The 14711-nt window shown below is 63.2% G+C and carries 18 protein-coding genes; 3 read left to right on the top strand and 15 right to left on the bottom strand.

Annotated elements, in window-relative coordinates; all coding sequences use genetic code 11:
• The first annotated feature begins 281 nt into the window (after positions 1–281).
• Positions 282–1031 (top strand): DUF599 family protein, encoded by a 750-nt coding sequence (locus ABVK50_RS10905; RefSeq protein WP_353641546.1) that lies wholly within the window; start codon positions 282–284, stop codon positions 1029–1031.
• Here the strand turns inward: ABVK50_RS10905 and ABVK50_RS10900 are convergent.
• From ABVK50_RS10900 to ABVK50_RS10880, 5 genes are all read right to left on the bottom strand, one after another.
• Positions 983–1780 (bottom strand): YdcF family protein, encoded by a 798-nt coding sequence (locus tag ABVK50_RS10900; protein ID WP_353641547.1) that lies wholly within the window; start codon positions 1778–1780, stop codon positions 983–985. The genes ABVK50_RS10905 and ABVK50_RS10900 overlap by 49 nt on opposite strands.
• Before the next feature lie 32 nt (positions 1781–1812).
• Positions 1813–3294: an Asp-tRNA(Asn)/Glu-tRNA(Gln) amidotransferase subunit GatA gene (gatA, locus tag ABVK50_RS10895; RefSeq protein WP_353641548.1), complete on the bottom strand. Its 1482-nt coding sequence runs from the start codon at positions 3292–3294 to the stop codon at positions 1813–1815.
• Positions 3295–3307: 13 nt separating this feature from the next.
• Positions 3308–3769, bottom strand: a complete 462-nt coding sequence (locus tag ABVK50_RS10890; protein WP_353641549.1) for a GNAT family N-acetyltransferase — start codon at positions 3767–3769, stop codon at positions 3308–3310.
• A gap of 3 nt (positions 3770–3772) precedes the next feature.
• Positions 3773–4060 (bottom strand): Asp-tRNA(Asn)/Glu-tRNA(Gln) amidotransferase subunit GatC, encoded by a 288-nt coding sequence (gatC, locus tag ABVK50_RS10885; protein ID WP_353641550.1) that lies wholly within the window; start codon positions 4058–4060, stop codon positions 3773–3775.
• A 94-nt stretch (positions 4061–4154) separates the two neighbouring features.
• Positions 4155–4862, bottom strand: a complete 708-nt coding sequence (locus ABVK50_RS10880) for a metal-dependent hydrolase (protein ID WP_353641551.1) — start codon at positions 4860–4862, stop codon at positions 4155–4157.
• A gap of 78 nt (positions 4863–4940) precedes the next feature.
• Here ABVK50_RS10880 and ruvX point away from each other — a divergent pair, with 78 nt between their 5' ends.
• Complete coding sequence (ruvX, locus tag ABVK50_RS10875; RefSeq protein WP_353641552.1) at positions 4941–5426, top strand: Holliday junction resolvase RuvX; 486 nt, start codon at positions 4941–4943, stop codon at positions 5424–5426.
• On the opposite strand, the gene ABVK50_RS10870 is transcribed toward ruvX, so the two are convergent.
• Together ABVK50_RS10870 and ABVK50_RS10865 are read right to left on the bottom strand one after the other, a co-directional pair.
• On the bottom strand, positions 5393–5704 hold the full coding sequence (locus ABVK50_RS10870) for a DUF6105 family protein (RefSeq protein ID WP_353641553.1): 312 nt from the start codon (positions 5702–5704) through the stop codon (positions 5393–5395). The genes ruvX and ABVK50_RS10870 overlap by 34 nt on opposite strands.
• Positions 5704–6258, bottom strand: a complete 555-nt coding sequence (locus tag ABVK50_RS10865; RefSeq protein WP_353641554.1) for a hypothetical protein — start codon at positions 6256–6258, stop codon at positions 5704–5706. The genes ABVK50_RS10870 and ABVK50_RS10865 overlap by 1 nt, the downstream gene beginning before the upstream one ends.
• Positions 6259–6426: 168 nt before the next feature.
• Between ABVK50_RS10865 and ABVK50_RS10860 the strand changes: the two genes are divergently transcribed.
• Positions 6427–7362, top strand: a complete 936-nt coding sequence (locus ABVK50_RS10860; protein ID WP_353641555.1) for an AEC family transporter — start codon at positions 6427–6429, stop codon at positions 7360–7362.
• Here the strand turns inward: ABVK50_RS10860 and ABVK50_RS10855 are convergent.
• From ABVK50_RS10855 to ABVK50_RS10820, 8 genes are all read right to left on the bottom strand, one after another.
• Positions 7347–8972: an acyl-CoA dehydrogenase family protein gene (locus ABVK50_RS10855; protein WP_353641556.1), complete on the bottom strand. Its 1626-nt coding sequence runs from the start codon at positions 8970–8972 to the stop codon at positions 7347–7349. The genes ABVK50_RS10860 and ABVK50_RS10855 overlap by 16 nt on opposite strands.
• A 131-nt stretch (positions 8973–9103) precedes the next feature.
• Entirely contained in the window at positions 9104–9514 is a 411-nt protein-coding gene (locus ABVK50_RS10850) for a DoxX family membrane protein (RefSeq protein ID WP_353641557.1), read from the bottom strand.
• A 27-nt stretch (positions 9515–9541) separates the two neighbouring features.
• A complete protein-coding gene (locus ABVK50_RS10845; RefSeq protein ID WP_353641558.1) occupies positions 9542–9991 on the bottom strand; it encodes a GFA family protein in 450 nt (149 codons plus the stop codon).
• A gap of 28 nt (positions 9992–10019) precedes the next feature.
• Positions 10020–10943: a transglutaminase domain-containing protein gene (locus ABVK50_RS10840; RefSeq protein ID WP_353641559.1), complete on the bottom strand. Its 924-nt coding sequence runs from the start codon at positions 10941–10943 to the stop codon at positions 10020–10022.
• A gap of 22 nt (positions 10944–10965) precedes the next feature.
• Complete coding sequence (locus ABVK50_RS10835; RefSeq protein ID WP_353641560.1) at positions 10966–11427, bottom strand: SRPBCC domain-containing protein; 462 nt, start codon at positions 11425–11427, stop codon at positions 10966–10968.
• The gene (locus tag ABVK50_RS10830; protein WP_353641561.1) at positions 11411–11761 is read right to left on the bottom strand and encodes a metalloregulator ArsR/SmtB family transcription factor; all 351 of its coding nucleotides are present in this window, start codon (positions 11759–11761) and stop codon (positions 11411–11413) included. The genes ABVK50_RS10835 and ABVK50_RS10830 overlap by 17 nt, the downstream gene beginning before the upstream one ends.
• Before the next feature lie 124 nt (positions 11762–11885).
• Positions 11886–13082, bottom strand: coding sequence for an MFS transporter (locus ABVK50_RS10825; RefSeq protein ID WP_353641562.1), 1197 nt, complete (start codon positions 13080–13082; stop codon positions 11886–11888).
• Positions 13083–13193: 111 nt separating this feature from the next.
• Entirely contained in the window at positions 13194–14570 is a 1377-nt protein-coding gene (locus tag ABVK50_RS10820; protein WP_353641563.1) for a DEAD/DEAH box helicase, read from the bottom strand.
• Between the last annotated feature and the right edge of the window lie 141 nt (positions 14571–14711).

Below are 14711 nucleotides of genomic sequence, written 5' to 3'. Positions count from 1 at the left end.
TACTATCGCCCCCGGGGATGCGGCGTTTTCACCGTCTTGTTCCCGGCCCCATTTCTGGAGGGTGTAAATAAGCCTTCACCGGGCGTTTCGCAACGGGAAAAATGGCGAAAGCAGGGCAGATTCCGCATGGCAGCCATGCAGTCATGCTAGGCATTTTAATCAAATCAGAGGCTTAGGTGCAATTTGGCGTAAACGCATTGGCAACGCCTGTGGCCGGATTGCGACCCGGCGGACGGCATGGCTAAGCGGATTTTGAGGACCGTTCGTGCTAGGGATTCGCCATGGGCGATTCTCTGTTCCTGACAGGCGCCGACTTTGCGGCGCTGGCGTACTTCCTGGCGGTCTGGCTGGTGCATGGCCTCGCCGCCAATGGCAAGCTGGTCGGCCGGATGTCGCTGACGACCGCCATGAACGCGCAGCGCGAAGCCTGGATGCGCACGATGGCGCAACGCGAACTGCGCATGATCGACACCAGCATCATGGTCGGGCTGCAGCAGGGTACCGCCTTCTTCGCGTCCAGTTCGCTGCTGGCGCTTGGCGGCTGCTTCGCCCTGCTTGGCGCGTCAAACGATGTGCTGTCGGTGCTCTCGGACCTGCCGCTGGCGGATGCGCCGCCGCGTCAGGTATTCGAGATCAAGGTGCTCGGGCTGATGGCGCTGTTGGCCTATGCCTTCTTCAAATTTGGCTGGTCGTACCGGCTGTTCAATTATTGCTCAATCCTGGTCGGCGCGGTGCCGATGCACAAGGAGGGCGCGGCTGATCTCGCCGCCATGGAGGTGGCGATAGGCCGGGCAACGCGGATGAACGTTCTGGCTGGCCGGCATTTCAACGCCGGCTTGCGCGGGGTCTTCTTTTCGCTCGGCTATCTCGGCTGGTTCGTCGGCCCTGAGGCGTTCGCTTTGACGACGACGCTTCTCTTTGCCGTGCTCTTGCGCCGGCAGTTCTTTTCGGCGGCAAGGCTAGCAGTGGTTGACGAGAGCGTTCAGGCCGGTCCGGGGAATGGCCCGTCGATCCGGCCGGACAACCAGTAAGCCAGAAGACCTACCCATTCGCGGATAGCGACCGTGGTGTTCTGGAGCGCATCGGCCGCGTTGTCGCGAAACACGCCGAACCCTTCCTTGCCCGACGTGCGATAGTCCACCGGCCAGGGCAGCACCTCGAAACCCGACTTTCCGAACAGCGCCATTGAACGCGGCATGTGGAAGGCCGAGGTGACCAGTAGCCAGGTCTCGCCCGGCTGCGGCGTCACCAGTTCTTTCGTGAACACCGCGTTTTCGTGGGTGTTGCGCGACCTCTTCTCGAGGATCAAGCGCTCGGGCGCGACGCCGAGCGCCGTCAACAGCCGTGGCGCGGTATCTGCGTCGCCCTCGCCCTCTAGAATCAGCGCGCCGGTGCCACCTGTGACGACGATTTTTGCGCCGGGATAGCGGCGGGCAAGAATGGCTGCCTCGACAAAGCGGTCGCCACCGCTGTTCATCTCATAGCCGCCGCGCGCCAGGTTGACCGCGCCTTCGAAGCCGCCGCCCAGGACGACGACGCCGTCAACTGCTACGGGCAAGTTGGCCGGCCGGGCAAAACGCTCCTCGAGCGGATTGAGCAAAACGGCGCCGAATGACGTCCAGACCGACAGGACAAGAATCAGGACGGCCGCCACGTCCAGTATCAAACCGGTGCGCCTCCAGCCCAGGAGGATGGCGAGCAGGCCCGCCGCAAGCAGCAGGATTGAAAAATTCAGCGGCTGAATAAAGAAGCCGAATATCTTCGAGAGGTAGAAGAACATCCCGTCACCTCACTGATGGCGGCGGGCGATTTCTACCACCACTTTTCCGGTTCGAACCGCCCCGCCGCCTGCTCGACAATATGCGCGGTCTGGAACAGCGTTTCCTCATCGAAGGGCCGGCCGATCAGTTGCAATCCGAGCGGCAGGCCACGTGCGTCAAGCCCTGCGGGCACGGCGATGCCCGGTAGCCCGGCCATGTTCACGGTCACGGTGAAGATGTCGTTCAGGTACATCTTAACCGGGTCGGCATTCATGTCCTGGTCGGCGATGCCGAAGGCGGCCGACGGGGTCGCCGGCGTCAGGATGACGTCGACGCCGGCGGCGAAGACGTTTTCGAAGTCGCGCTTGATCAACGTGCGGACCTTCTGCGCCTGCAAATAATACGCGTCGTAGTAACCCGCTGAAAGCACATAGGTGCCGATCATGATGCGGCGCTTGACCTCGCGGCCGAAACCGGCGGCGCGGGTTTGCTCGTACATGTCCGTGATGTCCTTGCCGGGCACACGCAGCCCGTAGCGGACGCCGTCATAGCGCGCGAGGTTGGACGAGGCCTCGGCCGGCGCGACGATATAGTAGGCCGGCAGCGCGTATTTGGTATGCGGCAAAGAAATATCGATGATCTCCGCGCCGGCGTCCTTCAGCCAGGCAATGCCCTTCTGCCAGAGCGCCTCGATCTCCTCCGGCATGCCGTCGACGCGGTATTCTTTGGGAATGCCGACCTTCATGCCTCTTATCGGGCGGCCGATTGCGGCTTCATAGTCGGGCACCGGCAGGTCGGCCGACGTGGTATCCCTCGGATCGGCGGAAGCCATGGATTTCAGCATGATGGCGGCGTCGCGAACGTCGCGCGCGATCGGGCCCGCCTGATCGAGCGAGGAGGCGAAAGCGACGACGCCCCAGCGCGAGACGCGGCCGTAAGTCGGCTTGATACCAACGGTGCCGGTGAAAGCCGCCGGTTGGCGGATCGAGCCGCCGGTGTCGGTCGCAGTGGCGCCGGCGCACAGCCATGCGGACACGGCCGTCGCCGAGCCGCCCGACGAGCCGCCAGGTACGAGATCCTTGTTCGAGCCCTTGGCGCGCCAAGGGTTCTTCACCGGTCCGTAGTAGGAGGTCTCGTTGGAGGAGCCCATGGCGAACTCGTCCATATTGAGTTTGCCCAGCATGACAGCGCCGTCAGCCCAAAGGTTCGCGGTGACGGTCGATTCACAGCGTGGCTTGAAGCCGTCCAGCACATGGCTGCAGGCTTGCGTATGCACGCCTTCCGTGCCGAACAGGTCCTTGATGCCGAGCGGAATGCCTTCGAGCGCCCCTCCCTCGCCCCGGCCAAGCTTTTCGTCGGAGGCCCTCGCCATCTCCCGCGCTTTGTCGTGGGTGACTGCGACATAGGCGTTGAAGGCCGGATTGGCGGCGTCGATCGCGCCGAGATAGGCTTCGGTCAGCTCGGAAGCCGAGATTTCCTTGCCGCGCAGCTTCTGGCGCGCTTCGGCGATTGTCAGTCTGGTCAGGTCGGTCATAAAAAAAATCCGTTCAGCCCGCAATTTTCTTTTCGTAAAACACCGACCATTGCGAATCCGGATAGTCGAGCACCGGGCCGCAGCGCTTGAAGCCGGCGCGCTCGTAAACCGTCCAAGCGGCCGGATGCCGATCTCCGGTTTCGAGCACAAGCCGTTGGATGCCCTCGCTTCTGGCAATGTTCTCCACCCGCGCGACGATCTCAGCGCCGATCTTTCGTCCTCGATGCGACGGCCTCGTATACATGCGCTTGACCTCGCCAATGCCGCCCTCATGACGCTTCAACGCCCCGCAGGCCACGGCCTGGCCGTTCTCACGAGCGACAAAGACGGTAGTGTCCGGGCCGGCCATCTGCTCGGCTGTCATGTGGAAGCAGAATTCCGGCGGCGTCAGATCGAGCAGGGTCGCATTCAGTTCGGCGATCAGCACGCGCACTTCGTCCTGCAGCGGGCTTTCGGGCGCGATCTCGATGGCCATGCGCTACTCCACGACCTTCGGCACAAGGAAAAAATTCTCGTCGGTAGCAGGGGCGTTGGCGACGATGTCGCCGGCCTTGCCGCCATCGGTGACAACGTCCGCGCGCTTCTTCATCTCCATCGGAGTGACCGAGGTCATTGGCTCCACGCCAGTCACGTCGACCTCGTTCAACTGCTCGACGAACCCCAATATGGCATTGAGTTCACCGGTCATCCGCTCGGCATCTTCCTCGGTCACGGCAATGCGGGCGAGATGCGCAACGCGCTTCACTGTCTGAAGATCAACGGACATTCGTGCCTCGGCAAGAAAGGGGATCGGTCGCCCGCGCTATACCGGCGCGGCGCGCGGTGCGCAACATTGATGTCCGGTTCAGTCCCGTTCCGGGCTAAACGTCCCTCGCCTCGCCCACCTTCGGCAGAACGACCTCCACGCCCGAGCCTTCCATGCCGGCCGTGAATTTTTCGGCGGTCTGGTCGATGATGCCGAAGGAGGCGTAGTGGCAGGGAATCACGGTCTCGAACTTGAAGAAGCGGCGGCAGGCCAGCGCCGCCACCGCGCCGCCCATGGTGAAGCGGTCGCCGATCGGCACGATACCGATCTTCGGGTCGTGCAGCTCGTTGATCAGCGCCATATCGGAAAAGATATCTGTATCGCCCATATGGTAGAGCGTGCGCTCGTCCGGGAAATGCAGGACGAGGCCGCCGGGGTTGCCGAGATAGGTGTTCTGGCCGCCCTCGCCCGGAAATGACGAGGAATGCAGAGCCTGGACGAATGTGGTGGTGAAGCCGCCGCAATCGACCGTGCCGCCGAGATTGCCCGGATTTATCCTGTCGCCGCTGACTCCCTGGCCGACCAGAAACATACAGACCTCGAAATTGGCGACGAGCATTGCGCCGGTCGCCTTCAGGATCTCCGCGGCGTCGCCGATATGGTCGCTATGGCCATGCGTGAGCAGGACATGGGTGATGCCTTCGGCGGGACCTAGCCACGGCTTTTTCCATGAGGGATTCTCGGTAAGGAAGGGATCAATCAGGATCTTGGCGCTGCCCGCCTCCACGCGAAAGGCCGAATGTCCGAACCAGGTGAGTTTCATGGCAGGGCGTCTCCTCGATTTTTCCTCGCCGAAAGGATAGAACGCAGGCGGTCCAAGTCAAAGGAAAGCCAAAGCGCCTTGAGCATCTCGACGATCGAGGAACTACCCGCCCACCTCGCCGGCGGCAAGACGCTGGCCGGGCTCGACCTCGGCGACAAGACCATCGGCGTGGCGGTATCGGACCGGGGCCTTTCCTTCGCGCATCCGCGCTCAGTCATCGTCCGCAAAAAATTCTCGCTCGACGCCGCGGCCCTGCTCGACCTTCTGAAGCAGGAAAACGCCGGCGCGGTCGTGATCGGCCTGCCGGTCAACATGGACGGCAGCGAAGGACCCCGCGCTCAGGCGTCGCGTGCCTTCGTTCGCAACATCGCAAGGGTGACCGACCTGCCCTTCGCCTTCTGGGATGAGAGGCTGTCGACGGTCGCGGCCGAACGCACGTTGATCGAAATGGACATGTCGCGTGCCAAGCGGAAGACGAAGATCGATTCGGCGGCGGCCGCCTTCATCCTGCAAGGCGTGCTGGATCGGCTTCACGCACTGGGTGAGGAAATCACACCAAGATAGCGCTCACGGCGGATCTTTGCCCAGGCGGTAATCTGCCGGCGGCGACGAAAAGCGTAGATGGCGAGCAGAAAAAGCGTATCGACCACGCATGCCTTCGCCACCATTCCCGGGATGATTTCCGGATCGATGCCGAGCGTGTCGCCGTAAAGCTGGAAGACGAGGTTATGTGCCTCGCGGGTCAGCATGACATAGCCGAAATGGATGTTGTTGTAAGAAAGACCGTACCAGCCCCAGAATATGATCAGCGGCAGGGCCCAGAGCGCGAGAACATAGCGCATTAGCGGCCTCCGCCGAAATTTGCGTCGGCACGCCCGGAGAGGCGCGACAGCGTGGAAATATGGGCGGCGCCGAGCGCCATGAGGCGGGCGGCGGCGCGGATGTCGCCCTGGCTCGGAGCAGCCGATATCATCGCAGCAAGGCGCTCGGCCTGTATCGCCAGATAGGAAGCGAGCAGCGCCGCCAGATGGACGGCGACGGCCGGATAGAGCCCGGCAACGAAATTCACAGATCCGCAGATCATCAACAATGAGATCAGCAACGCCGCCGATGCGAATGCCATGCGCAATACATCGCCGTCGCCTTCGGCTTCCGGTTCGCTGAACATGCACGTGGCGAAGGCCCAGAAGAAAAGCATTGCGCAGATTGCCGAAGCCAGCGGGAGAAATATCGAGGCGGAGTCATTGGCGGAATCAACGAAGCTGCTCTCAGCCAGCCCCAGCATGGTCAGAGCTTGTGCCGCGCCGCCATCACCACCCATGACGCATGCCATCGCCAGGAGGGCGAAAGCCGCGGCCCAATGGAAGGTCAAAAAGGATGTCAGAACACGCGGCATGGGAATCCTGCTTCGTCTCGAAAGACAGTGGGACTTGCAGGCGCCGCCCGCAACGGAAACCATTCATTAAGGTTAATGCCCGCCGCTCCTCTGTTGATAAGCCAAACACATCCGTCCTATAGGCGTTCCTTCACCCCTCCTTCCTTCTTCCCACCGGAACATTCCCGAATGCTGGCGATCTTCGAGAGCATCCTGCCGGTCTTCCTGCTCATCCTGGCGGGAAACATCGTTCGGCGGCTGCCGCTGGTCGACCCGGCTGCATGGAGCGGCCTTGAACAACTCGGCTACTGGGTGCTTTACCCGGCGCTGCTCTTCATCACGATCCTGAACGCCGATTTTTCCGGACTTGGGCTCGACGCGATGATCGCGGCGCTGCTCGTGGCCGTGCTTGCCATGTGCGCGTTGACGTTCTGCCTGTGGCCGATCCTCGAACGCGTCGGCCTGGCCAAGGCCAGCGAGTTTTCCTCGATCTTCCAGACCTCGGTGCGCTGGAACGGTTTCATCGCGCTGGCCATAGCGCAGAAGATCTTTCCGCCGGCGGGCATGGCGGTGGTGGCTCTGGTGATGGCGGTGATCATCATCCCGATCAATCTGGCGTCGGTGTTCGTGGTCACGCGCTTCGCCGATCGCTCCGCGAACTGGACGAAGATCGGCCGCAGCATGGCGACCAATCCGCTCATCCTGGCGTCGCTTTCGGCGATATTGATGCGCGCCTCGCCTTTAGGGCTCTACGGACCGCTCAACGAGACTCTCGACCTGCTCGGCCGCGCCGCGCTCGGCATGGGGCTGGTGACGATCGGGGCCGGGCTCAAGGTTCACGACCTGCTGCGACCGCGAGCGCCAATCATTGTACCTGTGGTGCTGAAACTTGCATTTTTCCCGGCGTTGCTGATCGCGATTGCGACCGCATTCGGCGTGGAGGGCCCGGAACTCTCCTATCTGGCGCTCTGTGCGGCTGTCCCGACTGCGATGAACGGCTATCTTCTGGCGCGCCAGCTCGGCGGCGACGCCGAACTCTACGCCGCCGCGACCACCCTGCAGACCGTCATCGCCTTCTTCACGATACCGATGGTTCTGGCGGTCACCGCTCAATTGGCCGGATAGAGCGTGTCGATGATCATACGCGCATCGTGACGCGCATCTATCATGCCGTAAGTGCCGCGCCACTGGCCGGCGAGCCGGGTCTCGATGAAGGCGTCGGCGATACGCCCTGCCCCCAGCCGTCGTAGCTCTGCCGCGGCGGCAGACAGCGCCAGTTGTTCGGTCAGGATGCGGGCCGAGCCCTCGTCCGAGGATGCGACCTGCATGGCCGCGCGCAAAACGCCGATCGTGCCGCGCCCGCTTGCTCCAAGGTCGCGCTCTATGCCTGAAAGCACATCGTCGAAAAGCCCCGGTGCACGGCCGAGTACGCGCAGCACGTCGAGCGCCATGACATTGCCTGAGCCTTCCCAGATGGCGTTGACCGGCGCTTCGCGATAATATCGCGCCAGCGGCATTTCCTCCACATAGCCATTGCCGCCGAGGCACTCCATCGCCTCGTAGAGCAGCGCCGGCGCGATCTTGCAAACCCAATACTTGACCACCGGCGTCATGGCCCTTGCAAAAGCCGCCTCGCCGCGGTCGTTGGCGGCCTCGTCGAAAGAACGGGCGAGCCGCAGCGACAAAGCGGTGGCGCCGGCGACATCGAGCGCCATGTCGGCCAGCACGCGCTGCATCAGCGGCTGGTCGATCAGGTTTGCGCCGAAGACCTGGCGATGCCTGGTGTGATGGACTGCCTCGGCAAGGCCGGCGCGCATGATCGCCGAGGACGCCACGGCGCAATCGAGACGGGTCAGCGTCACCATGTCCATGATGGTTTTGATGCCGGCCCCGGGCTCGCCAACCATCTCGCAGATGGCGTTGACAAACTCGACTTCGGACGAGGCGTTGGAGCGGTTGCCGAGCTTGTCCTTGAGACGCTGGAAGCGGAAGCCGTTGCCGGAACCGTCGCCCAGCAGGCGCGGCACCAGAAAGCAGGAAAGCCCCTCGCCGGCCTGCGCCAGCACCAGGAAGGCGTCCGACATTGGCGCGGACATGAACCATTTGTGCCCGGTCAGCCGGTAGAAGCCGCTGCCGGCGCGTTCGGCGCGCGTGGTATTAGCGCGCACATCGGTGCCGCCTTGCTTCTCGGTCATGCCCATGCCGAGCGTCAGCCCGGTCTTCTCGACCGGCGGCTTTTGGCTCTGGTCGTATTTGCGGGTGGTGACGCGAGGCGCCCATTCGCGAAACAGTTTCGGGCTGGCCATCAATGCAGCCAGGGAGGCGCTGGTCATCGTGATCGGACAGAGATGGCCGGATTCCAGTTCGGCCGTCAGGTAGAAGCGCGCCGCACGCACCTGATGGCGCTTGCCGGTCTCGGCGCTGCCGTTCTCCCAGATCGAGGAATGCAGCCCATTGGCCACGGAACGCCGAAGCAGCGCATGATAGGCCGGATGGGCTTCAACGATGTCGGCGCGCCTGCCCTGCCGGTCGTGCGTTCGGAGCTTCGGCGTTTCGGTGTTGGCGAGCCGGGCCAGTTCCTGCGCCTCGTGCGTGAGGACGAAGCGGCCGATCTGGTCAAGTTCCTTGCGCACCGGTTCGGAAAAATCCTCGGCCAACTGCACCAGCAGCGGATCGCCGCGCCAGGCGTTGCTTCCCGTCAGAGGCGGGGGCTGGTTTGTCACCTCGTGCGTCACGCAACGTCCTTCAACAGTTTCCGGGCGTACACACCGAATCCGGATGCGCCGTGCAAGGCTTATAGCCGAACCGGCGCCGGGCGCGCGACGAAAATCCCCCGATAAACAGTTGTTGCTGCGGCAGGCGACGCTCAGCGGTCGAGCAGGCCACGATCCCAATGGCGCAGGAGGAACAGCGCAACGAAGCCGCCCAGCACCGGCACGCCGGCGATGAACAAATGGCCGGCCGGGTCGGCCCATGGGTTGATCAGGAACGGCCAGGACACGACGACGCTGACCGCGTGAAGGATCATCGCCGCGCCGTAGGCGATTGTGCGGAACAGACCGAAGAACAGGCAGATCGCAATGGCGATCTCAATGACGCCGAAGACATAGGCCGACATCTGCGGCACGTTGATGCCATAGAAAAAGCCCCAGATGCCGACGGTGTTTTCCGGCACGACGAACTTTTCAATGCCCCATTGCAGCAGGAACAGGCCGAGCGTGATCCGGAGAACCAGCAGCGCACGGGGCAAGGTTTTCGCGAGCGCTTCGTCGTTCATGGTGCCTCCACGTTCCAGCCCGCCGGCTCAGAAATATCGCGTTTCGGCGGGCGCATGCTCCCAGTCGTCGTCGCGGCCATTCTCATAGATGATCGGCGCTTCGGCAAGTTCGGCGTCGCTGGCGTCGTCGAGGCAGTAGATGTTCACCGCGTAGAATTCTCCGCCCATCTGCTCGAAGCTGGCATTGCCGAACGGGTGGACCCCACAGTTCCGGCAGAAGGAATGGTGAATCTCCCTGCTGGCATATCGATAGTCGGCAAGTGCATCCTGCCCCTCGATCAGGCGGAAGTCGCCCGCGCGGACAAAACCCTTCCATAACCGGGTTTTCATGCAGGAAGAGCAATTGCAGCGAAAGGTCGATGTCGACCACACGCCGGGCAGTTCCGGCTCGGAGCGGCGCCCGGCCGGTGCGAGGTCGAGCTTGCATTCGAAGCGTACAGCGCCACAGTGGCAACTACCGTGATAGCTCTTCTTCATTTCACTTTGTCCTTATCCGATGTCGGGATCATGCTGCCTCGACGGCTTCCGGCCGCTGCAGCACCGCGTTGAACACGGTTTTCGGCACGCGCAGGCGTTCGTCGCCTACGTAGCATTGGCGCAGTTCGTCGAACGAAGCATCCGGGTCGTGTGTCAGCTCGGCGAGCCGATCGAAGAAGCCGAACTGATCCTCCGAAAGCTCCTTGGGCCGAGGCATCGCGCCCCAGCAATCCCAAGGCAGCATCTCGGCCTTGTTAAGCCCGGCCACATCGCGCACCAGATCTCCGGCGATGAACCAGAAGCCGCGCTGCTCACCGGCAAAGATGCCGAACTTCGACGGATCGGCCCTGCCTGAGCGGCATTGCGACCATGCGTCGGCGGCAATCAGGTAGCGGTCGCGCGGCACGTCGAGCACGTCGTGGTCGATCTTGGCGCCCGCCCGCCATTTCTCGTCGAATTGCGGATCGGCCAGCGACCAGCGACCTTTGTCCAGGTCCCAATACTCACAGACCACATGATCCTCGAAATACGGCGCGTTGAAATAGGAACCGAAGCCTGAGCGATAACGCGCGGGAATTTCGTGGGCGCGCAGCATGGCAACGAGCAGCAGCGCGAAATGATGGCAGACGCCGACAACGCGCTTTTCAGGCGGCCGCGCTTCGGCGAGCGGGCGGCCGTCCAAGGCGAGGATTCCATCCAGGATCGCCTCGACCGAGCGAAGATGGGATTCGCGCTTCCGAGCCTCCGGAACGGTCACGCCGTAATAGGACGCGGCGTATTGATGGATCGCCAATCCCTGCACGATTTCTGTCAGTGCAGCTACGTCGCCCGGCAGGTCTTGCAGCAGCCCGGCATACTTGCCGGCGTCAGACATGCCTTCCGGCTGCGAATAGTAGTCAAAAATCGGGCGCGGCAGTTCCGGGACAGAAGCTGAATGAAGCTGTTGCGACATTGCGGTTCCTCCAGACGTTGCATCATGCAGATGGCGCGGACGCCAGATATGCCTCCAGCCGGTCGAGGCATTCGCCCCAGCCTTCCTGATGCGAGTCGCGGCTTTCTATCGTGTCGAAAGGCGTCTGGCGGAAGGTTAGCTTCGTCCGGCCGTCGTGATCCTCGAACGTCACGGTGACCAGCGTCTCTCCGCTGCCATCCCAGGCGAAGGTGAAGACAAGGCGTTCCGGCTCAACGATTTCGCGATAGACGCCCCGCGCGCCGTGATCGGTCCCCTCGGGCGAGCGGATGGAGGTTCGCCAGGCTCCGCCGGGGCGGAAATCCGTCCTGGCCAGCGTGCAGGTAAAATCCTTCGGACCCCACCAGCGCATCAGATGCTCCGGCGCGCTCCAGACCTTGAACACCAGGCTGCGCGGCGCATCGAAGATCCGGGTGATGGCTAGCTCGAATTCGGCTTCTCCCGCCTTGTCAATTGCGTGGGCCATCGGGTTTCTCCCTGGTTTGCAGTTCATGCAGATAGCCTTCGAGACGATCGAAGCTGTCGTCCCAAAAACGGCGATAATTCTCGACCCAGTCGGAGACTTCCTTGAGCGGACCGGCTTCGAGCCGGCATGGCCGCCACTGCGCCTCCCGGCCGCGCGAGATGAGGCCGGCGCGCTCCAGCACCTTAAGATGCTTGGAAACCGCCGGGAGGCTCATGGCGAAAGGCTGGGCCAGTTCGTTGACGGAGGCCTCCCCTGAAGCGAGTCGCGCCAGGATCGCCCGCCTCGTCGGGTCGGCCAAAGCGGCAAAGGTGGCGTCGAGTTGGTTTGGTGGCATTGCTGTTATACCGCTCAGTTAATTATCTTACCGGTTAAATAAAGCGAGTGCATTGGCCCGTCAAGCCTGCATCAATGCATCCGCAGTCGAGGAAATCAGCGAATTGGGCCGGCCCGGACCTGGGTCAGGCCTTGTCCGGCTTGGCGTCGCGCGCCAGCAGGTAGATCGCGAGCGCCAGGCCGAGCACCACGGCATAGAAGGTGAAAAGCGCCGTATAGGCCGCGGCGGGCTCTCCCGGCAGGATGCTTGCGGTGACGACGCCGCCCGTCGCGAACTGCATGACGCCGACGCCGCCGATGGAGAAGAAATTCATCAGGGTCACGCCGCGGCCGATCAGATGCGGCGGCAGGAAGGCGCGCGCATGCGCCATCAGGAGGCCGTAGCCCATGCCGCAGACGCCAATCACGACAAGCACAAGTGTGGTCGACGGGATGCCGGTGACGGTGTTGACCGCGAGGTAGGAGATCGCCAGCAGGCTGATGAAATTGCCGCCGACCGCCACCCATTTCCGGGTGCGGAAGATCGTGTCAAGCGGCCCATAGACGAATGACCCTGCGACCATGGCCAATGCCATGAACAGGGTGACCTCGCCGATGACCAGCGTGTCGGCGCCATAGACATCGGCCAGATAAGGTCCGGCCCAAAGACCGCGTATGCCGGCGGTGGCCGCGTAGTTGATCGCGGTCAGCGGAATGATCGGCCACAACACGCGCATGCGCATAAGCTCGCCATAGCCGGCGAAGCCTGTGCCCGAGATATGCACACCTTGCGGCCTGTCGGGGTCGCGCACCAGCACCATCACCGCCGCCGCCGTCAGGAGCGTAACCAGGCCCAGCGCGGCCATCACCGGCCGCCAGCCGAAAGCCTCCGCCGCATTGGCGAGCGGCGAAGCGCCTATAACATTGCCGGCGGTGCCGAACGCGACCAGCCAAGAGGTCAGCACCGCGAAGCGGGCCGTCGAATAGATGCGCGCGAAGATGAACAGCGACGCCATCAGCACCGGCGCGCAGCCGATGCCGATCAGCGTCATCGCTGCCGTTATCATCCACGGCTTGGTTGCCGCCGCGAACAGAAACGCCCCGCCACCGCCGCCAAACGCAAGCAGGGCAGCCGCCGTTCGCCGCGGGCCGAAACGGTCGAGCGACACACCGATGGCGAATTGCGAGAGCGCGAAGCTGATGAAAAAGGCGCCGGAGGCCAGCGATAGTTCCGCCTTCGTTGCGCCGAGCTCGTCGGTGAGGACCGGGGTTAGAACCGCCATGAAGGAGCGGTAGAATTGCGAAAGCACATAGGCGATTGCAAGCGCTGCGATGCCGGCCATGAAAATCCCGTCAAAATGCAAAGGGCGGCCGAAGCAATCGCCACGGCCGCCCTATCGCATCATGAAGGTTCACGCAATTGGACCAAATCCGGTCAATTGCGGCCCAGTTTCTTACGCCGCGCGCGAAGCCGGCTTCCCGGAGCCGAAGGAACGGCGCTTGCCGCGGAACGGCTTGCGCTCCTCGCCGGGCTTGCCCTGAAACGGCTTCTTTCCGAAGCCGTTGCGCGGCTTCTGCTCGCCGCGCGGACGGTTGTTGCCGTTGCGATCGTTGGCCGCTTCCCTGGGCGCGCGGTCGTTGTTGCGCGGCTCGGCCTTCGGGTCGGGCTGGCCGAGATGATCCGCCGTCACGTTGAGCTTCATGCGGATGATTCTTTCGACCTGCCGAAGCTTGGCGTTCTCGCCCGGATCGCAGAGCGTGACGGCGATGCCATCGGCGCCGTTGCGGCCGGTGCGGCCGATGCGGTGGACATAGCTCTCGGCTTCGTCCGGCAACTCGTAGTTCACGACATGGCTGATGCCCGGCACGTCGATACCGCGCGCGGCGATGTCAGTCGCCACCAGAATGCGAACCGAACCGTCGCGGAAGCCGTTGAGCGCCTTCTGACGGGCGTTCTGCGACTTGTTTCCATGGATGACCGCCGCGTCGAAACCGTCGCGCTCGAGGTCGCGGGTCACGCGGTCGGCGCCGTGCTTGGTGCGGGTGAAGACGATCACCGAACGCATCGTCTCGTCAGCAAGCATCGCCGACAGCACCTGGCGCTTCTGCTTGACGCGGGCGAGCACGACGCTCTGCTTGATCTCGGCCGCGGTCGTGCCCTGCGGCGCGACTTCGATATGCACCGGATCCTTCATGATACCGCGGGCCAGCGCCTCGATCTCGGCGGGCATGGTAGCGGAGAACAGCGCCGTCTGGCGGTCCTTATGGGTCGCTTTAGCGAGCCGCTTCACATCATGGATGAAGCCCATGTCGAGCATGCGGTCGGCTTCGTCGAGCACCAGCCAGCGTGTGTCGGACAAATTAACCTCGCCCTCGCGGACGAGATCGGTCAGCCGGCCGGGCGTAGCGATCAGAACATCGACGCCGGGCGCCATCTTCTTGACCTGGCTGTAGCGCGACACACCGCCGAGCACGAGCGCGGTCGAGACGTGCAGGCCCTTGGCCAGCACCCGGATGGTGTCCTCGATCTGCACCGCGAGTTCGCGGGTCGGCGCAAGGATAAGCGCACGGGCCGTCTTGGGCAGGCGCTTGGTGCCGAGCGCCACGATCTTGGTCAGGATCGGCAGCGAGAAAGCCGCCGTCTTGCCCGAGCCCGTCTGCGCCACCGCGAGCACGTCGCGGCCGGCCAGATGCGCCGGAATGGCCTGGATCTGCACCGGCTTCGGCATATCGAAGCCAGCGACATGAGTCGCTTTCAGAAGCGCACCGGTAATTCCAAGTTTGGCGAAACCTTGAAGGTCCGCATTGTTTTCATTCGTCAATTTATTCATCTTTCACGCGGCTCTTTAGCCGCAACAACACTCGCGGCAAGGCGCTACCTGCCGGCGAAATTCTTTGTGGAAACGACAAGGCGGGCGGACATTCCTGTCCGCTCGGCTGCGCTGTCGTGCCCGCCGACGTCATGTCCGCAA

It is taken from the genome of Mesorhizobium sp. WSM2240 (assembly GCF_040438645.1).
In the GTDB taxonomy this organism is placed as follows: Bacteria; Pseudomonadota; Alphaproteobacteria; order Rhizobiales; family Rhizobiaceae; genus Allomesorhizobium.
This window is presented reverse-complemented; position numbering and strand designations above follow the sequence as displayed.